The organism is Methylocella tundrae (assembly GCF_901905185.1).
Taxonomy (GTDB): domain Bacteria; phylum Pseudomonadota; class Alphaproteobacteria; order Rhizobiales; family Beijerinckiaceae; genus Methylocapsa; species Methylocapsa tundrae.
In genome coordinates this window covers 97642-124226 of sequence record NZ_CABFMQ020000098.1, presented here as the reverse complement: position 1 = coordinate 124226, position 26585 = coordinate 97642, and the positions used below count along the sequence as shown (strand labels likewise).

At 61.7% G+C, this 26585-nt stretch carries 25 protein-coding genes; 15 read left to right on the top strand and 10 right to left on the bottom strand.

The features are described from left to right. Positions 1-478: 478 nt before the first annotated feature. The 3 genes from MPC4_RS15550 (at position 479) to MPC4_RS15540 (ending at position 4317) form a co-directional block, all read left to right on the top strand. The gene (locus tag MPC4_RS15550) at positions 479-820 is read left to right on the top strand and encodes a septal ring lytic transglycosylase RlpA family protein (RefSeq protein ID WP_342343637.1); all 342 of its coding nucleotides are present in this window, start codon (positions 479-481) and stop codon (positions 818-820) included. Positions 821-1052: 232 nt separating this feature from the next. Further along, complete coding sequence (rpsA, locus tag MPC4_RS15545) at positions 1053-2816, top strand: 30S ribosomal protein S1 (protein WP_174513306.1); 1764 nt, start codon at positions 1053-1055, stop codon at positions 2814-2816. A 202-nt stretch (positions 2817-3018) separates the two neighbouring features. Beyond that, positions 3019-4317: an Hsp70 family protein gene (locus tag MPC4_RS15540; protein ID WP_174513305.1), complete on the top strand. Its 1299-nt coding sequence runs from the start codon at positions 3019-3021 to the stop codon at positions 4315-4317. A 4-nt stretch (positions 4318-4321) separates the two neighbouring features. Here MPC4_RS15540 and MPC4_RS15535 read toward each other — a convergent pair whose 3' ends face one another. Both MPC4_RS15535 and MPC4_RS15530 read right to left on the bottom strand, forming a co-directional pair. Next, on the bottom strand, positions 4322-4558 hold the full coding sequence (locus tag MPC4_RS15535) for a hypothetical protein (RefSeq protein ID WP_174513304.1): 237 nt from the start codon (positions 4556-4558) through the stop codon (positions 4322-4324). Positions 4559-4663: 105 nt separating this feature from the next. Further along, entirely contained in the window at positions 4664-5548 is an 885-nt protein-coding gene (locus MPC4_RS15530) for an alpha/beta hydrolase (protein ID WP_174513303.1), read from the bottom strand. Positions 5549-5938: 390 nt separating this feature from the next. Between MPC4_RS15530 and rsfS the strand changes: the two genes are divergently transcribed. Both rsfS and rlmH read left to right on the top strand, forming a co-directional pair. Next, positions 5939-6253, top strand: a complete 315-nt coding sequence (rsfS, locus tag MPC4_RS15525) for a ribosome silencing factor (protein ID WP_341264366.1) — start codon at positions 5939-5941, stop codon at positions 6251-6253. Between the two features lie 13 nt (positions 6254-6266). Then, positions 6267-6749, top strand: a complete 483-nt coding sequence (gene rlmH, locus MPC4_RS15520) for a 23S rRNA (pseudouridine(1915)-N(3))-methyltransferase RlmH (RefSeq protein ID WP_174513302.1) — start codon at positions 6267-6269, stop codon at positions 6747-6749. A gap of 44 nt (positions 6750-6793) precedes the next feature. Here rlmH and MPC4_RS15515 read toward each other — a convergent pair whose 3' ends face one another. After that, the gene (locus tag MPC4_RS15515; RefSeq protein ID WP_174513301.1) at positions 6794-7381 is read right to left on the bottom strand and encodes a hydrolase; all 588 of its coding nucleotides are present in this window, start codon (positions 7379-7381) and stop codon (positions 6794-6796) included. Between the two features lie 108 nt (positions 7382-7489). Here MPC4_RS15515 and MPC4_RS15510 point away from each other — a divergent pair, with 108 nt between their 5' ends. The 4 genes from MPC4_RS15510 to MPC4_RS15495 all read left to right on the top strand — a co-directional run bounded on the left by MPC4_RS15510 (position 7490) and on the right by MPC4_RS15495 (position 11780). Continuing rightward, positions 7490-8131 carry a TetR/AcrR family transcriptional regulator gene (locus MPC4_RS15510; RefSeq protein WP_174513300.1) on the top strand — a complete coding sequence of 214 codons (642 nt, stop codon included), beginning with the start codon at positions 7490-7492 and terminating at the stop codon, positions 8129-8131. 76 nt (positions 8132-8207) lie between these two features. After that, complete coding sequence (locus MPC4_RS15505) at positions 8208-9593, top strand: murein hydrolase activator EnvC family protein (RefSeq protein ID WP_425312486.1); 1386 nt, start codon at positions 8208-8210, stop codon at positions 9591-9593. Continuing rightward, the gene (locus tag MPC4_RS15500; protein ID WP_134492366.1) at positions 9590-10933 is read left to right on the top strand and encodes a S41 family peptidase; all 1344 of its coding nucleotides are present in this window, start codon (positions 9590-9592) and stop codon (positions 10931-10933) included. Before MPC4_RS15505 ends, MPC4_RS15500 begins: the two co-directional genes overlap by 4 nt. 313 nt (positions 10934-11246) lie before the next feature. Further along, positions 11247-11780, top strand: a complete 534-nt coding sequence (locus MPC4_RS15495) for an RNA pyrophosphohydrolase (RefSeq protein WP_174513298.1) — start codon at positions 11247-11249, stop codon at positions 11778-11780. A 170-nt stretch (positions 11781-11950) separates the two neighbouring features. Here MPC4_RS15495 and infC read toward each other — a convergent pair whose 3' ends face one another. Both infC and MPC4_RS15485 read right to left on the bottom strand, forming a co-directional pair. Further along, on the bottom strand, positions 11951-12478 hold the full coding sequence (gene infC / locus MPC4_RS15490; protein WP_174513372.1) for a translation initiation factor IF-3: 528 nt from the start codon (positions 12476-12478) through the stop codon (positions 11951-11953). A gap of 193 nt (positions 12479-12671) precedes the next feature. Further along, positions 12672-13895 (bottom strand): glycosyltransferase, encoded by a 1224-nt coding sequence (locus MPC4_RS15485; RefSeq protein ID WP_174513297.1) that lies wholly within the window; start codon positions 13893-13895, stop codon positions 12672-12674. 117 nt (positions 13896-14012) lie between these two features. Here MPC4_RS15485 and MPC4_RS15480 point away from each other — a divergent pair, with 117 nt between their 5' ends. The 3 genes from MPC4_RS15480 (at position 14013) to rplS (ending at position 15732) form a co-directional block, all read left to right on the top strand. Then, positions 14013-14804: an alpha/beta hydrolase gene (locus MPC4_RS15480; RefSeq protein WP_174513371.1), complete on the top strand. Its 792-nt coding sequence runs from the start codon at positions 14013-14015 to the stop codon at positions 14802-14804. A gap of 108 nt (positions 14805-14912) precedes the next feature. Next, on the top strand, positions 14913-15152 hold the full coding sequence (locus MPC4_RS15475) for a hypothetical protein (protein WP_174513296.1): 240 nt from the start codon (positions 14913-14915) through the stop codon (positions 15150-15152). A gap of 130 nt (positions 15153-15282) precedes the next feature. After that, positions 15283-15732, top strand: a complete 450-nt coding sequence (gene rplS / locus MPC4_RS15470) for a 50S ribosomal protein L19 (RefSeq protein WP_134488258.1) — start codon at positions 15283-15285, stop codon at positions 15730-15732. A 48-nt stretch (positions 15733-15780) separates the two neighbouring features. On the opposite strand, the gene MPC4_RS15465 is transcribed toward rplS, so the two are convergent. After that, positions 15781-16182, bottom strand: coding sequence for a VOC family protein (locus MPC4_RS15465; RefSeq protein WP_174513295.1), 402 nt, complete (start codon positions 16180-16182; stop codon positions 15781-15783). Between the two features lie 135 nt (positions 16183-16317). On the opposite strand from MPC4_RS15465, the gene leuC reads away from it, so the two are divergent. Further along, complete coding sequence (gene leuC / locus MPC4_RS15460) at positions 16318-17724, top strand: 3-isopropylmalate dehydratase large subunit (RefSeq protein ID WP_174513294.1); 1407 nt, start codon at positions 16318-16320, stop codon at positions 17722-17724. Between the two features lie 193 nt (positions 17725-17917). Here leuC and MPC4_RS15455 read toward each other — a convergent pair whose 3' ends face one another. Together MPC4_RS15455 and MPC4_RS15450 are read right to left on the bottom strand one after the other, a co-directional pair. Continuing rightward, the gene (locus MPC4_RS15455; protein ID WP_174513293.1) at positions 17918-18835 is read right to left on the bottom strand and encodes an anti-sigma factor family protein; all 918 of its coding nucleotides are present in this window, start codon (positions 18833-18835) and stop codon (positions 17918-17920) included. A 13-nt stretch (positions 18836-18848) separates the two neighbouring features. Beyond that, the gene (locus MPC4_RS15450) at positions 18849-19424 is read right to left on the bottom strand and encodes a sigma factor-like helix-turn-helix DNA-binding protein (protein ID WP_244629050.1); all 576 of its coding nucleotides are present in this window, start codon (positions 19422-19424) and stop codon (positions 18849-18851) included. Positions 19425-19658: 234 nt separating this feature from the next. Here MPC4_RS15450 and fabI point away from each other — a divergent pair, with 234 nt between their 5' ends. Further along, positions 19659-20507 (top strand): enoyl-ACP reductase FabI, encoded by an 849-nt coding sequence (gene fabI / locus MPC4_RS15445; RefSeq protein ID WP_174513292.1) that lies wholly within the window; start codon positions 19659-19661, stop codon positions 20505-20507. A 254-nt stretch (positions 20508-20761) separates the two neighbouring features. Next, on the top strand, positions 20762-24847 hold the full coding sequence (locus tag MPC4_RS15440; protein WP_244629049.1) for a Pls/PosA family non-ribosomal peptide synthetase: 4086 nt from the start codon (positions 20762-20764) through the stop codon (positions 24845-24847). Positions 24848-24874: 27 nt separating this feature from the next. Here the strand turns inward: MPC4_RS15440 and MPC4_RS15435 are convergent, their stop codons facing one another. Next, a complete protein-coding gene (locus tag MPC4_RS15435; RefSeq protein WP_174513291.1) occupies positions 24875-25570 on the bottom strand; it encodes a uracil-DNA glycosylase in 696 nt (231 codons plus the stop codon). Beyond that, on the bottom strand, positions 25567-26187 hold the full coding sequence (locus MPC4_RS15430) for a LabA-like NYN domain-containing protein (RefSeq protein ID WP_174513290.1): 621 nt from the start codon (positions 26185-26187) through the stop codon (positions 25567-25569). Before MPC4_RS15430 ends, MPC4_RS15435 begins: the two co-directional genes overlap by 4 nt. Between the last annotated feature and the right edge of the window lie 398 nt (positions 26188-26585).

Genomic DNA, 26585 nt, shown 5'->3' with positions numbered 1-26585 from the left:
GCTCGAGCTATTCCTCTTCCGGGAAAAAATCTTCGTCGATCAGGATCACGCGCTGCATGAGATGCTGGACGTAACAGGCATCGGTTTTCCTAAAACTCATGCGCGATCTTATGATCTTATTAAGACGACGCCGGGATGAGTTGATGCGTTCCGGCGACGGACGAGGGTCAAACGCCTTCAATGCGCTGAGTGCCCCCGAACTTTATCTAGACGGAATCGCGCCGCGATCCGGTCCAATGTTCCAAATCTGTCTCGTCTTAACAACTGCGAGCATAATGTCGTCCGAAAACGGGCTTCCGCTTTTTGGCGTCATGCTCCAGGGCGCCATGATTTGACCTCTCAAACCCGGAAAAAGCTTAACGAGGTCAAAAAAACATCGTTGTGTGGCCACAATCGAAATATATCTGCCCGGCATCGATCGTAATTAAGGGTAGATGCATTGAGATGTATACGTATAATCGCATTAATGGCTCCGTGTATGTTGCAATTGACGACCGGTATTGCTAGCGCAAATGAGGAGTATCTTATTACAGCATCATATTATTCATCAGGCGCCGTGACGGCGTCGGGGGAACGCTTCGATCAGGATGGTTTTACTGCCGCGAGCAGAACTCTGCCATTTGGCACGCGGCTTCAGGTCACCAATCCCGCGACCGGCCGTTCAGTGATCGTGCGCATCAACGATCGCGGCCCGTTCGTCCGCGGGCGCGCCCTTGACCTCGCGAAGGGAGCGGCGGAAGCTCTTGGGATGATCTCGGCCGGCGTTGCAACGTTGAAGATTGCACGCCTGACGAGCGAGGAAGCCTCCAATTCGCCATGACCCCAGGCGCTCGATTCGGCGCGCGCCGAACGATTGCCGCCGCGCGCCCCTTGCCGCGGGGCCTGCGGCTTGCTAGATAGGCCGCTTAACCTGCTTTTTACCGCCGTCTCGGCGCCGGCCCGCTTTCGAGTGGTGGTCCTTAGCTCTTGAAGCAAAGGATGCCGGCGGCAAAAAGCGCAACCAACCCTAAAACCACCGGCGCTGCCCGAGATTCGGGCATCCAGGAGACCACATGGCATCAACTTCCACCTACGCGCCCTCGCGCGAGGATTTCGCGGCGCTTCTCGACGAAAGCTATGGCCAGAACGAGGCTTTCGAAGGCTCCGTCATCAAGGGCATCGTCGTTGCGATTGAAAAAGACGTCGCCGTCATCGACCTCGGTCTGAAGACCGAAGGACGCGTCGCCCTCAAGGAATTTCAAGGCCCCGGCCGCGAAGGCCCGCCCAAAGTCGGCGATGAAGTCGAGGTCTATCTCGAGCGCATCGAAAACGCGCTCGGCGAAGCCGTCATCTCGCGCGACAAGGCCCGCCGCGAAGAGAGCTGGGTCAAGCTCGAAAAGGCTTTCGAGAAGCAGGAAAAGGTCGAAGGCATCATCTTCAACCAGGTCAAGGGCGGCTTTACCGTCGATCTCGACGGCGCCGTCGCCTTCCTGCCGCGCAGCCAGGTGGATATCCGCCCGATCCGCGACGTCACCCCATTGATGCAGGTGCCGCAGCCCTTCCAGATTCTCAAAATGGATCGCCGCCGCGGCAATATCGTCGTCTCGCGCCGCACCGTTCTCGAAGAATCCCGCGCCGAGCAGCGCCATGAGATCGTCGCCAACCTCGAAGAAGGTCAGGTGATCGAGGGCATGGTGAAGAACATCACCGATTACGGCGCCTTCGTCGATCTCGGCGGCATCGACGGCCTTCTGCATGTCACCGACATCGCCTGGCGGCGCGTCAACCATCCGACCGAGGTGTTGACCATCGGGCAGACGGTTCGCGTCAAGATCATCAAGATCAACCACGAGACCCACCGCATTTCGCTCGGCATGAAGCAGTTGCTCGAGGATCCGTGGCAGGGCATCGAGGCGAAATATCCGGTCAACGCGCGCTTCCAGGGACGCGTCACCAACATCACCGACTACGGCGCCTTCGTCGAGCTCGAGCCCGGCATCGAAGGCCTGATCCACGTCTCGGAAATGTCCTGGACAAAGAAGAACGTGCATCCTGGCAAGATCGTTGCGACGAGCCAGGAAGTCGACGTGCAGGTGCTCGAAGTCGATCCGGTCAAGCGCCGCATCTCGCTCGGCCTCAAGCAGACGCTGGCGAACCCGTGGGAATCCTTCGCGGAAAAATTCCCGATCGGCTCCGAAGTCGAGGGCGAGGTCAAGAACAAGACCGAATTTGGTTTGTTCATCGGCCTCGACGGCGATGTCGACGGCATGGTCCATCTCTCCGATCTCGACTGGAAGAAGCCGGGCGAACAGGCGATCGAGGACTACAAGAAGGGCGATATCGTCAAGGCCAAGGTGCTTGACGTCGATATCGAGAAGGAGCGCATTTCGCTCGGCGTGAAGCAGCTCGCCTCCGATCCGTTCGCCGCCAAGCCGAGCGAAGGCGCGGCCGGCAAGACGGGCGAAGACGCCTCCGATCTCAAGAAGGGATCGGTCGTCACCTGCGAAGTGCTTGATGTCAAGGACGGCGGCATCGACGTCAAAATCGTCGGCAGCGACTTCACCGCCTTCGTCAAGCGCAATGAACTCGCGCGTGATCGCGCCGACCAGCGGCCGGAGCGTTTCGCGGTCGGCGAGAAGGTCGACGCCCGCATCACGCTGTTCGACCGCCGCGCCCGCAAGGTCTCGGTGTCGATCAAGGCGCTCGAAGTCGCCGAGGAGAAGGAGGCCATTGCGCAATATGGCTCCGCCGACTCCGGTGCTTCGCTCGGCGACATTCTCGGCGCGGCGCTGCGCGCCCGCGAAGAGACACCGAAGAAGAAGTCGTCCGACGAATAATCTTTAAGAGGGCAGCTTTCAAGCATACTCCGATCAGATTGGTTCAATCTGATCGGTCAGGAATATGCTGAAGCTTCTGAAGCGGGAGCGGTTTTTCAGGTCAAATGGCTCCATTTGATCGGAAAGCGCTCTCCCCGCCCACGCATAGCAAGCCCGTGCGAAAGATTTTCGCGCGGGCTTTTTTTCGCCGAGAGGGATTTTGATGTCAGGCGCGAATATCGGTCCGCTTGTTGGTATTGGCGTCGACTTCGGCACGACGAACAGCGTCGTCGCGCTCGCTTTCGAGGGCGGTCATGTCGAGAGCCTCACCTGGCCATCGGCTTTCGGGGCGACGGACACTTTCCGCACGGCGCTGATGTTCTGGCGCGAGGGGCGCAAAATCGCTCACGCGGCGGGGCCAAGCGCCATCGCGCGCGCCATTGCCCAGGAAGGCGAGCAGCGCTTCATTCAGTCGATCAAGACCTACCTTGCGAGCCGCCTCTTCAGCGAGACGCGCCTTTACGGCGAGCGTTTCACCATCGAGCGGCTGATCGCGGTGTTCCTCACCGCCCTTTTCGACAATGACGGATTGCGCGGCTCCGGCGGATTTTCGGCGCGGCCGGCGGTGATCTCAGGGCGCCCGGTGGTTTTCGCGGGCGAAACGCCAGACGAAGCGCTGGCTGTCTCGCGGCTGCGGACGGCCTATGATCTTGCTGGCGTCACGGGCGTCGAACTCGCCTTCGAGCCGCTTGGCGCCGCATATTGGTATGCGCGAAAGCTCGACCGTGAGGAGACCGTCCTCGTCGCCGATTTCGGCGGCGGCACCAGCGATTTTTCGGTGCTTCGCTTCGCACGCCAAAATGACGGATTGACGGCGAAGCCGCTGGCGCATAGCGGCGTCGGCGTCGCTGGCGACACCTTCGATTATCGCATCATCGATCATGTCGTGGCTCCAAAGCTCGGCAAGGACACGTTTTATCGCTCTTTCGAAAAGAGGCTGCCGATCCCGGCCTATTTCCACGCCGCCTTCGCGCAATGGCATCAATTGTCCTGGCTGAAGACGACGCAGACGCTCGGCGAATTGCGCAAGCTAATCCAGAGCGCGGAAGAGCCCCGGAGGCTTGAGGATCTGCTGATCCTCATCGAACATGATCTTGGTTTCGAGCTTTATCGCGCCGTTGGCGACCTCAAGGCGAAATTATCAGCTCACGACGAAGCGCGTTTCCTGTTTGCCCGCGAAGGGATCGAGATCGAGGCTGAGGTGAGCCGAAAAGATTTCGAGGGCTGGATCGCGGAGGATCTGGAAAAGATCAGCGCGGCGATGGACGAGGCTGTCGCCGCGGCCGGGTTGACCGCCGCCGGCATAGATGCGGTGTTCTTGACCGGGGGCACATCCTTCGTGCCGGCGGTGCGCGCGCTGTTCACGCAGCGCTTCGGCGAGAAACGCGTGCATATCGGCGACGCGTTCCAGTCGGTCGCGTCGGGGCTCGCGTTGATCGCAGCCGATCGGGCGGGGGGCTGACGGTTTAGCGCCAGCGACAGACGCGGCGTCCTCTATGCCACCAGCACACCCTGCGGGGCCGGCGCCGATGTACGACGACAACGGTTTTTTCGATGGGATTTTCTGGGGGAGCGTCAAGCTGCTTGCCCATCATGAGCGGCGCGGCTTCCGCGAGCTCTGGCGTCAGGGCCAGTCCAAAGGCGGCGACGGCGGCGCCTCCCAGCAGCGTCCCGAGCATCGCGCGGCGATCCATGGCTGTCATGTGCTTCCTCCCAGAAAAACATCGGTCTAACGCAGTGAAACTAACTTCGGCGCCAGTGAAGTCCAGCCCCGCATCGCTCGGGGCGGCTACTCAGGCTTTTACGCCTCATCCCATCCTCCCGCGCGCCCAATCCCCGATCCGCGCAATCGCCTCATCGGCCTCTGGAAATAATCCCGCCCAGATCGGATAGACATGCTGCATCCCGGCCGCGACGATCGCCGTGGCGTCGCAGCCCGCCATTCCCGCTTTCCGCACAAGGAATATCGTGTCATCGAGCAAGACTTCGTCGCCGCCGACGAGGCAGAGGATCGGCGGCAGGCCCGAAAGATCGGCGGACAGGGGCGAGGCGAGGGGGTGGCGCGGATCGGCGCCGCCGAGATACCAGCCGGCCATCTCCAACAGGCTTTCGCGCGTGCAGGTGATGTCGGCCGAGGCGCGGCTGGCGAAACTCTCGGCCTCGCAGGCAAGGTCCGTCCAGGGGCAAATCAGGGCGATCCCCGCGCAGGCGGGCAGGCCGGCGTCGCGCGCCGCGACGACGGTGGCGAGGGCCAGTCCGCCGCCCGCCGAATCGCCGGCGACGATCGTCCTTGCGGGGTCCGCGCCCTCAGCCAGCAGCCACTGATAGGCGCGCAGGGAATCCTCGACAGCGGCGGGGAAGGGATGCTCCGGCCCGACGCGATAATGCGGGACCAGCGCGCGCGCTTCGCAGGCGAGCGCCAGATGTCCCGCCGTCTTGCGCCGCGACTTTGGCGAGCCGAGCACATAGCCGCCACCGTAAAGATAAAGGATCGCGGCGCCCTCGCGCGCCTCCGGCGGCTCGGCCCAAAGGCCGCCAACCTCGTGCGCCGGGGAGAAAGCGACGCCGCGCGGCTCCGCCGTCATGCTCTCGGCGCGCTCGCCGGCGCGACGGCGCATGTCGAGCGGCAGTTCGAACTGCTTTGGGCTATTGGCGATAAAGGTCCAGAACTGCTGCGCCTGGCGGCTGATCACGCGGCGGCTCCGCGCAAAAAATGCAAAATGAAGGCGGCGATCATGGAAAGTCCTCGGTGCTCCGGCGACGTCCGAATCGTCGCGACAAGGCGGCGCGGATTCTCTTTGGCGCCAAACCGGGCCGGCGTGAAGGTCATGGGGCGAACAGGGCGTAACGGCGCAAAGGCTTCAGCATAGCGGGGACAAAATAATGCCATTTGCAAAAACAGGGAATCTACGCCATGTTTTCTATACGTTCGGCGGTCATCATCTCTTCAACTCTTCCGGCCGGCGCTTTTTTAAGAGGATCGCACCCTGATACCCACGATTTCTGGCGGAACGGCGCCTCAGCCGATTCATCAACTTTCCGGTCTTTCTGGATCTGAGGCCGGGACCCTCGTGCGGACTATCTTGACGGCTCTCGATGACTTAAAGGCCGAGGACGTCGTCTCAATCGACCTGCACGGCAAAACCACCCTCGCCGACGTCATGATTATCGCGACTGGCCGCTCCAACGTTCATGTCGGAGCCATTGCCGAGCGCGTCATCAAGGCGTTCAAGGACGTCCAGGCGGCGCCCCGCGCCGAAGGATTGCAGGCGGGCGACTGGGTTCTGATCGATGGAAGCGACGTCATCGTCCACATCTTCAGGCCCGAGGTGCGCCAGTTCTACAATCTCGAAAAGATGTGGGGCGTTGGGCGTCCCGGCGAGTTGCGCGCCGGCTGACCGCGCTTAAGAGGTGCGCCTCATCCTGTTTTGCGTCGGCCGCTCCAAGGCCGGCGCCGAGAAGGAGCTGGCGCTGCGCTACATCGAGCGCGCGAACGCCTCTGGCCGGGCGATAGGCTTCGCAGGCGTCGAGCTGCGCGAACTTGATGAGAGCCGTGCGCGCAGGCCAAATGATCGGAAAGCCGACGAGGCGAAGGCGATTCTTGGCGCTCTGCCGCCGGGCGCGGAGCTTATTGCGCTCGACGAAGGCGGAAAGCTGCTGCCGAGCCGGGAGTTTGCTTCGCATCTCGGCAAGCGCCGCGATCAGGGCGCGCCCGCTTTGGCGCTGGTCATCGGCGGCGCGGACGGCCTTGGCGCGGATGTCCGCGCGGCGGCCTCCCTCACCCTCTCCTTTGGTCCGATGACCTTTCCCCATCAATTGGTGAAGATCATCGCGGCCGAGCAGATCTACCGGGCGATGACGATTCTCGCGGGCCACCCTTATCATCGCGATTAGAGACCGCGCCGAAAGCTGCGGATTTTTCGCATCCACATCGTGCGTCAGGCGAGCTCGCCGCTGGCGCCGGCGAAAGTGATGTCCCGGCTTTGAGCCACCCGGGCGATGCGCGGAAAGATATGCCGGATTGCCATATCGTGCAGTTCCGCCGATATGCCGGCGCAGGCGTCTTCCACGAGGATGACCTCATAGCCATGCTCCCAGGCCTGGCGCGCCGTCGATTCGACGCCAAAATTGGTCGCAACCCCTCCGAGCACAATCGTCCGGACGCCGCGCCGCCGCAGTTGGAGATCGAGCTCGGTCCCGTAGAAGGCTCCCCATTGCCGCTTGGTGATGACAATGTCGGTTGGCTGCGCGAGCCCTTCCGCGAGCGTGCTCCAGTCAGCAGGCAATCCGCCTTCCGGACGCGCCATCGGCTGATCGACGCGCGGCGGCGGCCTGTCGGCAAAGTCTTCAGCAAATGCGACGCGCAGCAGAATCACCGGCGCGCCAGCTGCCCGGAAACGGCCGGCGAGAGATTTGCCCGTGGCGAGCGTCGTCGTTCCGGAACGCGGCTCAAGAGGCATTCCGACAATGCCGTTTTGCAGGTCGATCAGAACGAGAGCGGCGGCGCGGAGATCAAAATCGGACATTTGGCGTCTTTCTGCGAGGCGCGGCTCCCGGCGGCGCGGAGCGCGCAAGGTGACGGCCGCGCGATGCGATGATATGCGAGGATGAATTCGTAAAACGGATAGTTGAGGATGTGCTCGCAAAAGTCAACGGCCGCGATGGCGCTCGAACCAAAGCGGTCGCGCGGCAAATTGCGCGTGGCCGCGATCATGGACGCCGGCGCCGCCGTATTCACCGAGAAGGGCTATGACGGCGCCACGATGAGCGAGATCGCGGCGCGGTCGAATACCGCCATCGGCTCGCTTTACCGCTTCTTTCCGACCAAGGATGTGCTCGCCGACGCTATCCTCAGCCGCTACTGGGCGCTTCTCAAGGAATCACTCGACGGCATCGCAGAGCGGGCGCCGAAGCTCTCGCCGGATGCGATCGCGGACGCCCTGGTCGACCTCATGCTCGACCTACGATCCGATCGATCCGTCGCGGTCGCGCTTGTCGATGCGCGCAGCGACGCCGCCGACAAGCGCTCGACGGTGCGCAACAGCATACGCGAACGGCTCGCGACGCTGCTTGTCGCCGCCACAACGACCTTGCCGGGGGCCGAGGCCGAGCGCATGGCGGCGGTGCTTCTCCACCTTTTGAAAATCGCGCCGGTTGTCGCCCAGGAAGAAGCCGGGGCCGGGCAGGAGGCGCTCATCGCAGAGGCGCGCGAACTCGTCCGGCTTTATGTCGGCCGAGCATTCAGCAAGGCGGCGGCGCTCTCGCGCGATGCTTGAACACCGCGATGTTGCAGGATCCGCCGCGCTTCGGCCATGTTCCGCCTTGAGTGTAGCCGGCTTGAGAGCGACAGTGATTCATCGAATTTTGCCTGACCGCAGCGGCTTCGGCGCGAAGAGAGCGGCATCGCTGGCGCTCGTGGTCAGCCTTTTGTCTTTTTCGCCGCAAGCCCTCGCGCAAGCCACACCGCAAGACCCGCCGCCCCAAATGCAAAAATCCGACAGCGCCGATGCGTTGAGCGGGCGCCGGCTCGAACTGCGCGGCATGCAGGACACGATCGAGGCCTCGCAGGAGCAACGCGCCAAAATCGAAGCGGAGGTCGCCTCGATCCGCACCGATCGGGCGAAGCTTTCAACGGCGCTGGTTGATCTCGTGCAAACAATCGACGGCCGCGAACGCAAGATCAGCGAGGCGGAAGCAAGACTTGATACGCTGACCGGAAGCGAGGAGGCGATCCGGCGCTCGCTCGCCAGCCGTCGCCAGGTCATCGCCGAGATTCTGGCGGCCCTGCAGCGGATGGGACGCAAGCCGCCGCCGGCTCTGCTCGTCGCTCCAGAAGACATGCTGGCGGCGATCAGAACGTCAATGATGCTGGGTTCAGTGCTTCCCGAGATGCGCGCCGAGACTGAAGCGCTCGCCTCCGACCTCTCGGATTTGTTACAATTGCGCCGTTCGATCGCCACTGAGCGCGATTCACTCGCAGGCGACGTCGAGAAACTCGGCGTCGATCGTCAGCGTCTCGCCGCTCTGATCGACGCCCGCCAATCCGCGCTGGCGGCGGCGGAAGAGGCGCTGGGCGCGGAAAATGCGCGCGCGGCTGAGCTTGCCAAACAGGCTGCGAGCCTTAAAGATCTGATTGCCAGAATGGAGACCGAGAATGCCGCCGCCGCCCGCGGGGCGGAGGCTGCGCGCAAGTCTGACGAAGCGCAGAAGGCGGCGCAGGCGGCGGTGCCGGAAGCGCAGCGCAAGCTGGCGATGGCGCCGTTCAAGGATCCTGCGCGGCTCGCCCCCGCGAGCGCTTTCGCGGATACGAAGGGGTTGCTGCCGCTGCCCGTAGCGGGTTCGCTTCAGCGCGGCTTTGGCGCGCCGGACGGTTTTGGCGGCGCTGAGAAGGGCATGTTGATTGCAACGCGCCCGCAGGCGGTTGTAGCCTCGCCCTGCGATGGTTGGGCAGCCTATGCTGGGCCTTATCGCACCTATGGACAACTCTTGATCATCAATGCGGGGCAGGGTTACTATATTATTCTTGCAGGGATGGATCGGATCAACGTAAACGTAGGGCAGTTCATTTTGGCTGGGGAGCCGGTCGCGGTGATGGGCGACGGATCGGCAAAGACGGCTGCGGCTATAGCTATCGGGGCGGCGCAGCCTATCCTCTATATCGAGTTTCGGAAAGACGGGGCGGCGATCGATCCGGGCCCATGGTGGGCGAAGCCGGAATTGCAAAAGGTTCGCGGATGATGCGGAAGGTTTCACTGGTCATGCTTGGCGCCGTTCTTGGCGCCTCGGTTGTTACGCTCGGTACGCAGACGAGAGTGTTTTCGGATGGCATGGCGCGTGCGGCCGCGTCCGATACCTATCGAAATCTCAATCTCTTCGGCGATGTCTTCGAAAAAATCCGTTCCGATTATGTCGAAAAGCCGGACGAGCAGAAGCTCGTCGAGGCCGCGATCAACGGCATGCTGAGTTCTCTCGATCCGCATTCGAGCTATATGGACGCGAAGAGCTTCCGCGACATGCAGGTGCAGACGCGGGGTGAGTTCGGCGGTCTCGGCATCGAGGTGACTCAGGAAGACGGCCTCATCAAGGTCGTGACCCCGATTGACGATACGCCCGCCTCTCGCGGCGGCATCCTGTCGGGCGACATCATCTCCGCGATCGACGGGGAGAATGTGCAGGGTCTGACCCTCAACCAGGCCGTTGACAAAATGCGCGGCGCTCCGAACACGGCCGTGACCTTGAAAGTGCTGCGCGGGCCGAACAAGGATCCCCAGGACATCAAGCTGACGCGCGCCGTCATTCAGATCAAGTCGGTTCGCGAGCACCAGGTCGGCGATGATATCGGCTATATCCGGATCACCCAGTTCAACGAACAGACCGGGGACGGCGTCGTTGACGCCATCAAGAAATTCCAGACGGATATCCCGGCTGATAAGTTCAAGGGTTATATTCTCGATCTGCGCAATAACCCGGGCGGTCTCCTCGATCAGTCGATCGCGGTTTCCAACGCTTTCATCGATCGTGGCGAGATTGTTTCGACGCGCGGCCGCAACGCCGACGAGTCGATGCGCTATAACGCTCATCCCGGCGATCTTTCGAAAGGCAAGCCTCTGGTGGTGCTGATCAACGGCGGTTCGGCCTCAGCCTCCGAAATCGTCGCCGGCGCCCTCCAGGATCACAAGCGCGCGACGATCCTCGGCACGCGTTCTTTCGGCAAGGGTTCAGTGCAGACGATCATTCCGCTCGGCCAGAACAATGGCGCCGTGCGGTTGACGACGGCGCGGTATTACACGCCATCCGGCCGCTCCATTCAGGCGAAGGGCATTGAGCCCGACGTCATCGTGCTGGAAGACGTTCCGGACGATCTGAAAGGCAAGGACGACACCAAGGGCGAGGCTTCGCTCAAGGGTCATCTGAAGAACGGCGATGATGAAAAGGGCGGATCTCAGGCTTATGTTCCGCCGAATGAAAAGGACGATAAGCAGCTCGCCGCCGCCGAAGACATTCTGCGCGGCGTGACGAAGACCTCGAGCAAGACGACAACGCAACCGGCCGACGAAGCCGAGAAAGTCCCGAATTAAGCCCGGCCGCGCGCTTGGCATGACTGGGAAAGCCGTGCGGTTCTGAAAAGCCCGGCGTCGCGACAAAAAAGAAGCGCGATGGTTCAGTTTCGATCATCGCGCCAGCACAAGGAGGAGCGCGATTTACCGATGAAATCGCGCTCTGGACCATATGACGGGAGCGTTCAACATATTTGAAGCTGCCTGCGGCCGGGCTTTCGACTTCAAGCGTCGCGCCGTTAGACGCAGGGGCCCTAGCGCAGGTTAATACCTCGCAACGAGCGGTTCAGGTTCGACGCGATCCCTCGGGCTTGATGAGAGGCGAGGTTATCCAGTGACGCAGTTTGGGAATTATCGTCCGTGCGTCGGCATCATGTTGCTCAACCGCGACGGGCTCGTGTTCGTCGGCCGCAGACGCTCGAAAAGGCCGCTCGAACAGCCGCGCGTCGGCCATGAATGGCAAATGCCGCAAGGGGGCATCGACCCCGGGGAGAATCCCTTCGACGCCGCTATGCGGGAGCTGCGCGAGGAGACCAACGTGTATTCAGCCTCCCTTCTCGCTGAATCGCCCGACTGGTATACTTACGATCTCCCCGAGGAATATTCGAGAAAGTCGTGGAAAGGCCGCTTCCAGGGGCAACGCCAGAAATGGTTCGCCCTGCGCTTTGAAGGCGATGACGGCGAGATAGATATCGACAATCCGGCCGGCGGCCAGAAGCCGGAATTCGACGCATGGCGCTGGGCTCCGATCGACCATCTTGTCGATCTGATCATTCCTTTCAAGCGTCCCGTCTATGAGAGGGTGGTCGAAAGCTTCGTTCACCTCGCGGCGCCGGCGTCAGCCTCTGCGGGCGAACGCGATAGTTAAGCCGAATCGGCTCTTTGTGACGGTGGGTCGTTCGCGCTGGCCGAGCCGGGACAGACATGAAAAGAGCGCCGGGATGGCGCTCCGACGCTGCCCATTCGCCGAGATGACGCTCGCTTCTTTGAGCGCGGAATCGAATCTGTTTGGAAGCGGGGCGAGGGCCCCGCTCGCGCTTATTTCGGCGCGAGCACCATGACCATCTGGCGCCCCTCCATTGACGGTTCGGCTTCGACTTTGGCGATCGTCCCGGTTTCGGTTTTCACGCGCTCCAGAAGCCTGAAGCCAAGATCCTGATGGGCCATTTCACGGCCGCGAAAGCGGAGCGTCACCTTGACTTTATCGCCTTCTTCGAAAAAGCGCCGGACGGCCTTCATCTTGGTGTCGTAATCGTGCTCGTCGATGCCGGGACGGAGCTTGATTTCCTTGATCTCGACGATCTTCTGCTTCTTCCGGGCCTCGGCCGATTTCTTCTGCTCGAGGAAGCGGAACTTGCCGTAGTCGAGAATTTTGCAAACGGGCGGATTTGCGGTGGGAACGATCTCGACGAGATCGAGGCCGGCTTCATCAGCTGATTGCTGCGCTACGAGCGTATCGACGACGCCTCGATTTTGGCCTTCGGCGTCGATTAACTGAATTTCACGGGCGCGGATTTCGCGGTTGATGCGTGGCCCGTCCTTTTGCGGGACCGGGGGAGCTTTCATCGGACGGCGAATGGCGTTGTCTCCTTCATGGTGATTGATCAAATCCAGACTGGACGCCAAACCGCCTATGGCCGCATCAATGAATGGACTCAAAATAAAACATCGGTTCATTACCCGACGAAGTCAATGCTCGCCACGTAAAGTGGCGCTTTCGTCTGCGCATTATTTAATCAGACCAGCAAAAAATGTCTTATCAGCCGTCGCCGCGCGCCGCCGCATAGGCGCTGAGGGTCTGCGATCGCAGCATCTCGATGGAGAACTGCGATTCGACGTGAGCTCGCGCCCGCAAGGAAAGCCGATCGCGCGCCGTCGCGCCAAGGCTTAAGGTCTCGCTCAATGCATGGGCGAGCGCCCGTTCGTCAGGGAGCGTCCGCCAGCCGGTCCGGGCGGTTTCATCGACGCCGGGCGGCGCGAGAATGGTTTCCGACGCGGCGCCCGAGGCCCCGACGATCACAGGCGCTCCCATTGCCTGCGCCTCGAGCGCAAATCCGGCAAAGGCGTCGGGATTGGCAGAAAGCGCAACCACGGCCGACGCCGCAAGCAAGGCGGCGGCCCGGTCCGGGCCGATCTCGCTGCGCCGCATGACGGATTGCAACCCCGCCTTGGCGATCGCGGCGTCGATTTCCTTGGCGAAGGCGGCGCCGGGCTCGTCGCAGGCGATAATGAATTTGGCTTCGCGCAGAAGCGTCGCGGCGGCATCCTGGCTGGCCAATCTCAGAACCGCCTCGATCAGGCTCTTATAGCTGCTCGAGGCGCGTGCGCCGGCCGCCAGCAAGACCACGCGCTCGTCGGGCGCTGCGCCCCAAAGCCGCCGCACGGCCTGGACTCTCGCCGGCGCAACGGCCTTCGGCACAAAAACGCGGCAATCGACGCCGCCGAGGACAACGTGAACCTTGGCTTTGGCTGCCGGATAGAGATTGACGATCAGGTCCGCGGTATGGGCCGAATCGGCGATGATCGAATCGCCCCGCGCCATGATCGAGTTATAGCGCAAGGCGAGCGGTCCGCCGCGCGCGTAAAACCCCTGGAAGCTGGTGACGAACGGCGTCTTGATGAGGCGCGTCGCGCCATAGGCGACCCAGGCAGGGGCGCGCGAGCGCGCATGAACGATGTCGACGCGCTCGGTTTTGATCAATTGCGTCAGGCGGCGCACGTTCAGCGCCATGCTCACGGGGTTTCTCGCATCGGCGGGAAAGCGCGTGAAGACGCCGCCCTTGGCCTGCAGCTCGCTGACGAGGGCGCCGCCGCGGCTGGCGACCAGCGCATTGGCGCCGACGCGGCTCAGAGCGCCAGCGATGTCGATCGCCGCGCGGGCGACGGGGCCGGGCTCGAGGTCCGGAACGATCTGGAGCACGGTGACGCCCGCCAGCGGGTGCGTCGCCCTGTCACGAAATGGTGAGCTTGAGCCTGATGACATTAAACGTGACTGCGTTCAAAGAACAAAGGCTGCAAAGCGGAACCATAAATTCTCGATACAACCGGAAGAATCGAGCATAGACGGGCGCGTCGGGTGGTGGAAGAGCGGGCTTTGCAAATCGGGATCTTGGCGCCGGGGGAGCCGCGGTTTCTTCATGTCGGGGAAGGGGCGAAGGCCCGGCGCATCGCCTTTTTGCGGCGCGCCGCTTCCGCTGGCGATGGCGTGGGCCTTGTGTGGCTTGGCGGCTTTCGCTCCATCATGCGCGGCGAAAAGGCGAGCTATCTCGAGCGCGCGGCTGGCGAGGCCGGAAGAGCTTATGTGCGCTTCGACTATTCCGGTCACGGCGAGTCGGAGGGGTGTTTCGACGATTCGACGATCGGCCTCTGGCTGGAAGAAGCGCTGGCCGTAGTGCGCGCGCTGACCGAGGGCCCGCAAATTCTCATTGGATCGTCGATGGGCGGCTGGCTGGCGCTTTTGGCCGCGCGGGCGCTTTTCGCGGCTGGCGAGTCCGCGCGTCTGCATGGGCTCGTGCTGATCGCGCCGGCTGTGGATTTCACGGAGAAATTGATCTGGGACAGGATGCCGGCGAAGGCGCGGGCGGCGCTGAAGGCGAAAGGGGTCTGGCCTCGACCATCGCGCTACCGGCCCGAGCCCGATCCGATCAGCCGCGAACTCATCGAGGAAGGTCGCCGCCACCTTCTCCTTGACGCGACGATCCGCAGCCATTGCCCCGTGCATATCCTGCAAGGCATGCAGGACGAGGATGTGCCCTGGCGTCACGCCCTGACCTTGATCGAGCACATGCATGGCGACCCCGCGACCTTGACGCTGATCAAGGATGGCGATCATAGGCTGTCGCGCCCGGAAGATCTTGCGCGGATTTGGGCGGCGGTCGAGGGAATGGAGTGAGCCCCTTTAATCGCGATTGACCATAGCACGCATCCTGCGTCTTCAGCAGGCTGAGAATTCGATGACCGATAACGCGGCTTTTTGAGGCAGTCCGAGAGGGAAAAGGGAATGGCTTTAGTAACTGAGCTTGTTGGCGACGAGATCAAGCGACCAAAACTCCATCCAACCCAGGTGCCGTGCTATTGGTCGATCTTGACAATAGAGGGTGCCGAAGCCCCAATACTGCAACTCGACACGCGAGGCTCTGCTGAGCGTGAAACGCCGCAAAAGCAGAGCCAGACGCTTCAATTTGATCGGCATAGCGCGACGCAGCTCTTTCTGATCATAAAGAGAGAGTTCAATTTGTAAGAGGCGATGCCTCTGCCTCATGCTCTCGACAACGCCGCCTCTCTCGTGTAGAGACCACCCCTTCAATTGAAAACAGCGCGTCAAAACGCTCGCCGGAAAAATCCGGCGGAAGGACAAGGTCTTTACTCAAATGAACATCATCGCCGAACTCGAGGCCGAACAGGCCGCCAAATTGCTCGCCGGCAAGACAATCCCGGAGTTCCAGCCGGGCGATACGGTCGTCGTCAACGTCAAGGTGAAGGAAGGCGAGCGCACCCGCGTGCAGGCCTATGAAGGCGTCTGCATCGCCAGAACTGGCGGCGGCCTCAATGAGAGCTTCACGGTCCGAAAGATTTCCTACGGCGAGGGCGTCGAGCGCGTGTTTCCGATTTTCTCCCCGAATATCGAATCAATCAAAGTGATCCGCCGCGGCAAGGTCCGCCGCGCAAAGCTCTATTATCTTCGCGATCGCCGCGGCAAGTCGGCCCGCATCGCGGAAAAGATGGAGTCTCCCGCCGCCAAGGCCGCGCGCGAAACGGCGAAGAAGGAAGCTAAGGCTGCCGCCAAGGTCAAGAAGGATGCTGCGCCCGCCGCCGAATGAGGCTTTTGCAGGATCCGGGTCGCTCGCGCGGCCCGGGCCAGCAGAAAACTATTTTAACGGCCCGTTCAAAATCCAGCGATGGCCGAAGGGGTCGCGGAAAGTCGCGAACCGCGTTCCCCAGAATGATTTGGTCGGGCTGGTCTCCGCCTTGCCGCCAAGGCTCGTGGCCTTGGCGAAAACATCGTCGACCTCCTTCGCCGTTGCATATTCGAGGCTGACGGACGCCGTGACGAGTTCGCCCGGCATTGGCATGCGGGTGTGGCCAAGCTCGGGGAAAGCGTCGGCGAGCATCACCGAGCCTCCATTGATCGACAGTTCGCAGTGCATGATTCGCAGCCCGTCGAACGCCGGCATGATCGACTTTTGCGTGGCCCCGAAGACGGTGGTGTAATAGGCGATGGCGGCAAGTGCAGGGGATGCCGTTAAATAGGGCGCAACCGACGGGCGCATTAGGTCCTCTGCTCCTATATAGCAATCAAAGATCCAGGGCAGGGTACTTCCCTGCGACAGATCTTGCGAGTAAGAACTGCCGTCTTCAGCACTTTTTTTCAAAAGCGCGCATCCGGCGCATCATAGGTTCGTCAAATGGCACATCCGCGTACGCTTTACGACAAGATCTGGGATGATCATCTGGTGCATCAGGCTCAAGATGGTTCGGCCCTCATTTATGTCGATCGTCACCTCGTCCATGAGGTGACCAGCCCCCAGGCCTTCGAAGGCTTGCGGCTGAGCGGACGCCGCCTTCGCGCGCCGGAAAAGACGCTCGCCGTCGTCGACCATAATGTTCCGACGACCGACCGCTCGAAGGGCATCGACGACCCCGAAAGCCGCGTTCAGGTGGAGCAGCTCGCGCTCAACGCCAAAGAGTTCGGCGTCGAATATTTCAACGAACTCGATCCGCGTCAGGGCGTCGTTCATATTATCGGCCCCGAACAAGGGTTTACCTTGCCGGGCGCAACCATTGTGTGTGGCGACAGCCACACCTCGACGCATGGCGCTTTCGGCGCGCTCGCGCATGGCATCGGCACCTCCGAGGTCGAACATGTGCTGGCGACGCAGACCCTGATCCAGTCCAAGGCGAAGAATATGCGCGTCACCATCGACGGCGTTTTGCCGGACGGCGTCAGCGCGAAAGACATTGTGCTGGCGATCATCGGCGAGATCGGCACCGCCGGCGGCACCGGCCATGTCATCGAATACGCCGGCGAAGCGATCCGTTCCCTCTCGATGGAAGGCCGTATGACGGTCTGCAACATGACCATTGAGGGCGGCGCGCGCGCCGGTCTCATCGCGCCTGACGAAAAGACGTTCGCCTACCTCAAAGACCGGCCGAAGGCTCCGAAGGGCGCGGCCTGGGACGCCGCCGTCGCTTATTGGAAGACCCTGCGCTCCGATGAGAACGCGCATTTCGATAAAGAGGTGCGGCTCGACGCCGCCAGCCTGCCTCCGATCGTCACCTGGGGCACGAGCCCGGAAGACGTCACCGCGATCACGGGCGAGGTGCCGCGCGCCGATCAGGCCGCGAGCGAGAACAAACGCGCCTCGATCGCGCGCGCTCTCGATTATATGGGCCTCAAGGGCGGTGAGAAAATCACCGACATCGCGATCGATCGCGTCTTCATCGGCTCATGCACCAATGGCCGTCTCGAAGATTTGCGCGCCGCAGCGAAAATGATCGAAGGCAAGCATATTTCGCCGCGCGTCAATGCGCTCGTCGTGCCAGGCTCCGGCCTCGTCAAGCAGCAGGCTGAGGCGGAGGGCCTCGACGTGATCTTCAAACAGGCGGGATTCGAATGGCGCGAACCTGGCTGCTCCATGTGTCTTGCCATGAATCCCGACCGGCTCGCCCCGGGCGAACGCTGCGCCTCGACGTCGAATCGCAATTTCGAAGGGCGTCAGGGTTTTCGCGGGCGCACCCATCTGGTTTCGCCAGCCATGGCGGCGGCGGCGGCGATCGCCGGCCATTTCGTCGACATTCGCAACTGGAATTAAGCGGCCGCTGCACCGTGGAGAGCGATTTCTCATCTGGCTGAATGAGAAAATCGCTTCCATTTTAGGAGCTTACCGCGTTTTGTTAAGGCGATGCTTTATCCGGTTCTGGAGGCAAAGGCTTGGATCGCCTCCGGATTCTCAGGGCTTCGCGAAAGAAATCGCGGGCTCCTTTTGGAGCGGCGGCGGCGGGCTTTCACCGCGCGTCGAAAGCCGCGACCTCGGCGCTGACGCGATTGGCGAGCTCTCGCAATTTCGCCTCGGGAACGGCGCCGGCGAGTGAGTAGACAGCGTCCGCTTGGCGCCAGCTGATGACGCTTGCGCCGCCATTGCCTGGGAATTGGCCGGATATATGGAAACCCGGCGCGCCGCCGTTCCCGTCGCGCGCGACGCATAGCGCGAAGGGCGGCTCTGCCGCCTTGGCGTAAAATAGGCACAGCATGCTGTCGGCTTCGGGGCCTGCGAGCCCCGGGGCGGCGCGAACGCCGACGAGCGTCAGGCCCGCCGCTGAGAGATTGGGAATGACGAGCGTGTTTTGATTCGGCGCGAGGGCGGGTTTGCCCGCCGCTGCGCTGGATGAGTTTGCTATCCTTGACGGCTTGAACGCCGAGAGGGCCGACAGCGTGCGCTCGGCCAGGCCTTTGTCGGCGGCCGGCGCGTGGATGTTATCCGAAAAGGGCGGCGCATGAAGACGATCGGCGATGAATATGCCGACAAACGCCGTGATTGCTCCTGCCGCGAAGGCTGCGAGCGTGGATCGCCGTTTGGACAGGCCGGACCGTATCGCAGCGGCGGCCGCACGCCACCCCGACGAAGATGAAGCGTTTTGAGACCCGTTCGCGGGCTGATCGGCGCCCGCCCGAAGAAGACAGAAGAGGGTTCGCTTACGGGCGGGACTCGGCAGCAAAAGGGAGGGTGGCGGCGGCTCGGCCTCGACCCGCGCGAAGGCGGCGCGCATGATGTCGCCCTGACGCCGCCAGCTGTCGACGCGTTCGACGTCGGCGGGCGAAGAGGCGAGAAAGGCCTCGACGGCGCGACGTCGCTCAGGCGAAATTTCCCCATCGACGAAGCCATGAAGGTCTTCGTCGCTGATCGGGGGCAAAGAGCCGCTCACGCCAGCGCACCTTCTATTTGACCACCCGTAGGTGGGTCGGGCGGGATTTGGCCCGGGCGGGAAGGCGTCCCTGCAGGTTTTTCGGCAGTCTTTCGCGGGCCCTCGAAAGACGCGCGATCAAAATGGGGCGGGAGATTTTCAGAATTCGCGCCACCTCGGCATAGGTGAAGCCTTCAAGGCTGACGAGCAGCAGCGCTTCCCGCTCCTCCAGCTTCAGCGCCGACAGGGCGCTGGAAAGATTGTCATTTGAGATGAAAACACTTGCGAGCTTATCGGACGGATGCAGATCGGTCGCGTATGAGCCGCCTGTCTTGATGAGAGCGCTGGAGCCATGGGCCGGAGCGCCGAAACTCGGGGCTCCGAGGCCCGCGACGCGATGATGCTCGCGATGCGTGTCGATCAGAATGGAATAGGCCAAAAGATCTGCGTCCGGCGCAGTTTGTGACAGCCCTGCGTCCAGCGCCCGCCGCAAGACGCTGCCGACGAAGGCGTCGGCGATCTCGTTTGGACCTGGATGTCCGGCGACGAGGGCTCGCGCATAGCGGCGCAGCCGCGGCGCAAGCAAATTCAGATCCTCTCGCAAACCCACTTCGCGCTCCATAGCCCACGCCAACATGGCGCTTCCGACTCTTCTCCCATCACACAAATAGTAATGCCGGTCGCGCTTTCTGGCTATGGACGAAATAAATTTTGATTGTCCAACCGCAAGCTTCAGCAACTTCCGCGTTCGCGAACCTTGCTTTCAAGATGGATAGTCCTTAAACGCGGCTGACGCAGCGGCCGTTCCATCGATCGCATTCCTCATTTCAAATCCGGATCGAGAATGACGCAACCGGAAGCATTGACCCATGCTGTGACGCGATCCGGCATTCTGGCGGGCAAACGCGGCTTGATACTTGGGCTCGCCAACAATCGCTCAATCGCCTGGGGCATCGCCAAGGCGGCCTATGAGGCCGGCGCGGAACTTGCCTTCACCTTCCAGGGGGAATCACTGGAAAAGAGAGTCCGGCCCCTTGCGGCGGAGTTGGGCGGCATTGTGCTTGGCCATTGCGACGTCACTGACGCCGCGACCCTCGACGCGGCCTTCGCGGAAATCGAGCGGAGTTGGGGAAGGCTTGATTTCATCGTCCATTGCGTCGCCTTTTCCGATAAGGATCAGTTGACCGGCCGCTACGTCGACACCACGGCCGAAAATTTCAGCAACTCCCTGTTGATCTCCTGCTACTCCTTTACGGCCGTGGCGCAACGCGCCGAAAAGCTCATGGCGCATGGCGGCTCGATGCTGACCTTGACCTATTACGGCGCCGAAAAATGGATGCCCCATTATAATGTGATGGGCGTCGCGAAGGCGGCCCTCGAGGCGAGCGTGCGTTACCTCGCCGCCGACCTCGGCGAGAAGAACATCCGCATCAACGCCATTTCGGCCGGTCCCATCAAAACGCTCGCGGCCTCGGGGATCGGCGATTTCCGCTATATCCTGAAATGGAACGAATATAACGCTCCGCTCCGGCGTTCTGTGACCATTGAAGAAGTCGGCGAAAGCGCGGTCTTTTTGCTGTCGCCAATGGCGCGGGGCGTCACCGGTGAAATTCTCCACGTTGACGCTGGCTATCATATCGTCGGCATGAAAAATCCGGCGGCCCCCGACATTGCAGCCCTCGGCAAGGATTAAGCGGCAGGCGCGAAGCTACCGCCCGTTACGCTGACGCTTGGAGAACTGGACGTTTGCCGTTCATGCCTCATTCAGGCTAGACTCTCACATTAGGAGTACAATAACTCGAAGCGTGAGCCTGCCTGAAAACCGGCGGCGTCGCGCGATCGAGGGAGCACCGCCTGTCCGGCGTCGCCAGCGTTTCAATGCACAATATGCGCAATCGAAATTTGGAACTGCTTCACTTTTAAATGCCATGGAAGAGTTCCGGCGCAATGACTGAAACAGGATCGAAGATGTCGCTTGGCGCGGCGACCGCGAAGGCCCTCTTTCCTCGCAGTGAGAGTCTCGAAGAGCTAGGCTGGCGCTCCGTCCTGCGCGGCCCGCAGGCGCCTCACCTGATTCGCGACGAATTGCTGAGTGAAATCTTCGCCGCAACGGTGGCGGCTGATCCGGACGCCGTCGCACTGGTGACCCGCGACGGCAAACTCTCTTATGGCGAAGTCGACGCCAAAGCGGAGGCCATCGCCCGCGGGCTTGTCCGCAAAGGGTTGCGCCCGGGCGATGTGGCGGGCCTCTGGATGGCGCGAGGCCCCGATCTTCTGATCGGTCAGCTCGCCATCGCCAAGGTCGGGGCGGCGTGGCTGCCATTTGACGGCGACGCGCCCGTCGAACGAATCGCCGTCTGTCTTGACGACGCCGAAGCGAAAGCCATCGTCACCTCGCCGGATTTCGCCGAAAAGCTCGGCGAGCGCATGCCATGTCCGAGCTGGACATTTCGCGATCTTATTGATCCTTCCGATGCGAAGAGGGTCGACGCCCGCGCGCTCGGCGCGACGCCCGATTCGCCCGCCTACCTCATATATACCTCGGGCTCGACGGGAACGCCGAAAGGCATCGTCATCTCGGGGCGCAATATCTGTCACTATTTGCGCGCCGCCAACGAGGTTTACGGCCTCAGCGCCAGCGATGTCGTCTTTCAGGGCGCCTCGGTCGCCTTCGACCTTTCGATGGAAGAGATCTGGGTTCCTTATCTCGTTGGAGCGAGCCTCTTTGTGGCGACGCCCGAGGTTTTGGGCGAAGCGGAAAAATTGCCCGAGATTATGGAAGCCAATGGCGTCACGGCGCTCGACACGGTGCCGACTCTTCTGGCTCTTCTGCCCCGCGACGTCGCCACCTTGCGCATCATCATTCTTGGCGGAGAGGCCTGTCCTCCGGCGGTCGCCAACCGCTGGTGCAGGCCAGGGCGCCGGATTTTCAATTCCTATGGTCCGACCGAGGCGACGGTTGTCGCGACGGTGGCCGAAGTGACGCCGGGGACGCCTGTCACCATCGGGCGGCCGATACCGAATTACTCGTGCTATGTCGTCGATGATCAGCTGAATCTGCTGGAGCCGGGCGTCGAAGGCGAACTCCTTATTGGCGGTCCGGGCGTCGCGAGGGGCTATCTTCGGCGTCCCGAGCTGACGGCCGACAAATTCATCGCCAATCCTTTCACCACCGGGACGGACGATCCCGTGCTCTATCGCTCCGGCGACGCCGTGGCGATCGACGAGAACGGCGAACTTCTGTTTCGCGGCCGCATCGACGATCAGGTCAAGGTGCGCGGTTTCCGCGTCGAACTCGGCGAGATCGAGGCCAAGCTCGGCGACATTGAGGGCGTCGCGCACGCCGCCGTTGTGTTGCGCAGCGATCACGGCATCGAACAGCTCGTGGCCTTTGTCGTGCCCGTGCAGGGCGAGGTACTCGAAACGCGCGTTTTGCGCAGCGCGCTGCGCGCGAGCCTGCCGGCGTATATGGTGCCCTCGCGCTTCGAGACGATCGAGACAGTGCCGAAGCTGTCCTCTGGCAAGGTCGACCGCAAGGCCTTGAAGCTTATTGCCCTGTCCGAAACCGACGGCGGCGACGCTCAGGAAGATCCGCGCACGCCAACGGAAGCGAGCCTTCTCGCCGCCGCCAAAGACGTGCTGCCGCCGCAGGCGATTCCTTTCGACGCTGATTTCTTCACCGATCTCGGCGGCCATTCGCTGCTGGCGGCGCGATTCATCTCAATCGTCCGCAAAACGCCGGCGCTCGCCCGCATCACCTTGCAGGATGTCTATTCGGCGCGCTCGCTGCGCGCGATCGGCGAACTGCTCGACAGCAAATGGGCGCATCTCGCGGGGCCCGAAGATCTCGGCTTTTCTCCGCCGCCCCTGCTGCGGCGCTTCCTCTGCGGGCTCGCGCAGGCCGTCGCCCTACCGGTCATCCTTGGGCTTGTCACCGTGCAATGGCTCGGCGTTTTCGTCAGCTACATGCTGCTGACCGGCGCCGACGCCACGCTGGCCGAGGAAATCATCTCACTCGTCACCGTCTATATGTGCATTAACATTGCGACGGTCGCGATCGTCATCGCCGCGAAATGGCTCATCATCGGGCGCACCCGGCCGGGGCGCTATCCATTATGGGGCGTCTATTACTATCGCTGGTGGCTCGCCCGGCGCTTCATGGGCCTGATCCATATCAAATGGTTCCAGGGCTCGCCTTTCATGCGCTTCTATTTGCGCGCGCTCGGCGCCAAGGTCGGTAAAGACGCGATGATCGGCGAGGTCGACGCCGGCGCGATCGACCTTGTCTCGTTCGGCGCCGGCGCGAGCATCGGCTCGATCGCCAATCTCGCCAACGCGCGCGTCGAGGGCAATGAACTCGTCATCGGCCCGATCACGATCGGCGATGAAGCCTATATCGGCTCGTCCTGCGTGATTGAAGAAGACGTCGTCATCGGCGCAGGCGCGGAAATCGGCGATTTGACATCCGTGGGTTCGGGCGGTCGCATCGGCGCCTGGGAAAGCTGGGACGGCTCGCCCGCGCGCAAGTTCGGCGTCGTCGACCGGACCGAACTTGACGCGCCCTCGACGGCGTCCAAACCGCGCAAATTCATCATGGCGGGCGTTTACCTCATTTTGCTCCTCGCCATTCCGCCGCTCGGTCTGCTGCCGATTTTCCCGGCTTTCTGGGTATTCGACAGAATCGACGATATGGTCGGCATCGCCGACATCGACCGCACGCTTTATATGGCCTCGATTCCGATCATGGCCTGGCCGACCGCATTCGTGATGGTCCTCGTCACGGTCGGCTTCATCGCGGCCTGCCGCTGGATCATTCTGCCGCGCGTGCGGGAAGGGCGCTATTCCGTCCATTCCTGGTTCTATCTGCGCAAATGGGCCGTCACCTTCGCGACCGAGATCACGCTCGAGACGTTGTCCTCGCTTTACGCTACGGTCTATATGCGCGCCTGGTATCGTCTGATGGGCGCCAAAATCGGCAAGGACGCCGAGATCTCGACCAATCTCTCCGGCCGTTATGATCTCGTCGAGATCGGCGAGAAAAACTTCATCGCCGATGAAGTCGTGCTCGGCGATGAGGAAATCCGCAATGGCTGGATGTTCCTGCGTCGCGTCAGGACAGGGCCGCGGGTTTTCGTCGGCAATAGCGCGGTGGTGCCGACAGGCAGCGACATTCCGGCCAACGCTCTCATCGGCATCAAATCGAAACCGCCCGCCAACCATCTGATGAATGAAGGCGACACCTGGTTCGGTTCGCCGCCGATCAAACTGCCCGTCCGCCAGAAATTCGACGCCGGCGGATCGAATTGGACCTATGAGGCGCCGCCCTGGAAGAAATTCCTGCGCGCCTGTTTCGAGGCCGTCACGATCTCCATGCCGACCATGCTGTTCATTACCTTCGGCACCTGGGCGGTCGAATGGTTCAGCGCCAGCGTGCTCGATGGCGATTACGCTCTTGTGCTCCTCCAGTTCACCGTGTCTTCAATCGCCATCTGCCTCGCCCTGACGATTGTCGTCATCGTGCTGAAATGGCTCACCATGGGACGCTATGAACCAATGGTGCGGCCGATGTGGTCCTGGTGGGCGATGCGCACCGAGGCCGTAGCCGTGATCTATTGGGGCATGGCCGGCAAGGTGCTGCTCGACCATTTGCGCGGCACGCCTTTCCTGCCCTGGATGATGCGCCTGTTTGGCTCGAAATTCGGGCGGGGCGTCTATATGGACATGACCGACATCACCGAATTCGACTGTGTCAGCGTCGGCGACTTCGCCTCGCTGAACGCAATATCTGCATTGCAGACGCATCTTTACGAAGACCGCGTGATGAAAGTCGGCCGCGTCGTCATCGGCGCCGGAGTCACGGTCGGCGCTGGCTCGACAGTTCTTTACGATACCTATGTCGCGGATTACGCCAGGCTTGGGCCTCTGACCTTGGTGATGAAGGGCGAACAGATCCCGCCGCATTCGGAGTGGGTGGGGGCGCCCGCCGAGCCGAAGGCGTCCTCCGAGATTCTGATTGAGAAAGAAGCGGCCTGAGGGCAGCCGCGCCGCTTTTTTTGAAGCCTACCCCAACTCGTCGATCCGGCGCCGCACCGCCGCGAAGACCTCGCGAAACATCAAGGGCGTCAAAACGCCTGTGTTGGTGTTGTAACGCGAGCAATGATAGCTGTCGAAAAGACGGACCGTCGCGCCCTCCGGCCACCAGAGATCATGCGCCGCGCCATGCGCGAATGCGAAGGAGGATAATTTCATCCCCGCTGCGCGCAGGACCGACTCATGCGCCACGCGGCCGAGCGCGACGATAACGCGAAGCTCGGGGCGATCCTCGATCGTCGCCTTAAGAAAGGGCCGGCAGGCCGCGATTTCCTGAGTCGTCGGCTTGTTTTGGGGCGGCACGCAGCGTACGGCGTTGCTGATGGCGCAGTCCCTGAGGCGCAGGCCGTCGTCTGCGCTGGCGCGATAAATCCCTTCTGCGAAACCAAATTCGAGCAGGGTGGCGTAAAGCAGATCGCCGGCGAAATCTCCGGTGAAAGGACGTCCCGTCCGGTTGGCGCCTCTAAGTCCGGGCGCCAGCCCGACGATGAGCGCCCGCGCCATGGGATCGCCAAAGGTGGCGACCGGCGCGTTATGCCACGTCGGCTCCGCGACCCGGACGGATTGACGGAAAGCGACAAGGCGCGGACAGCGGGGACAATTGGTGCCTGGCTCGCTTCTGGCGTGACGCGACGGCGATTCGAGAGCCGAAGTGTCCGCGCTCACTCCAGACGGTCGTCCGCCAGTGCCGAATCGAACTGTTCGACCGGCGCAGCCCGGCGATCCTGAGCCGGCCTATGCTGCCGCTCGCCCCGTTCGCCGGAATCACGCCCGATTTTCGCGGCGAGATGGATGATGTCGATAAACTCATCCGCTTGTCGGCGCAGTTCGTCCGCCACCATCGCTGGCTGGGTGGCGTTCGTCGAGACGACGGAGACGCGCACGCCTTTTCTCTGGACGGCTTCAACGAGGGAGCGGAAATCGCCGTCGCCGGAAAACAGCACGATATGGTCAAGATGCTCCGCCATCTCCATCGCGTCGACGGCGAGTTCGATATCCATATTGCCCTTGACCTTACGGCGGCCAAGCGAGTCCACAAATTCTTTGGCCGGCTTCGTCACGACCGAATAGCCGTTATAATCGAGCCAATCAACGAGCGGGCGAATGGAAGAATATTCCTGATCTTCAACCAGAGCCGTATAGTAGAAAGCCCTGATTAGTTTGCCTCTGCTTTGAAATTCTTTTAATAGACGCTTGTAATCAATATCAAATCCGAGCGTTCTAGCTGTCGCGTATAGGTTGGCGCCGTCGATGAAAAGCGCTATTCGCTCCTGGTCAGCCATAAGTGTACTCTTCAAAATCATTGGGTTCCGTTTTTTCGCTCATTCGAACTCAGACCCTGAGGCAAAATTCAAAAATGCTCGGCGTTTTTTTATACGCGCCTAAGTAGGCGTAATTCAATTATTGAGGTGTGTGAAGGGTTCCCACAAAATTTAATAAAAATTGATGAACCCAGACGGAATTTTCTGAACTGGCCGCTTAAGCGCCTCGACCATTTTGTTGGTAGGTCTATTTCGCGCATGAAGCGCAAAAATCGGCTTCTTTGAACGGTCTTTAGGAAAAAAATCACCGGCGAAGAGAGCCGCGCCCTTTGTTTATACCTCTAAATAGGGCGTTAACACTACACTCCAATGGTCACGCAGGGTCATCGTTAATCATTTCCTCGCCCGAGCTTAAGCAT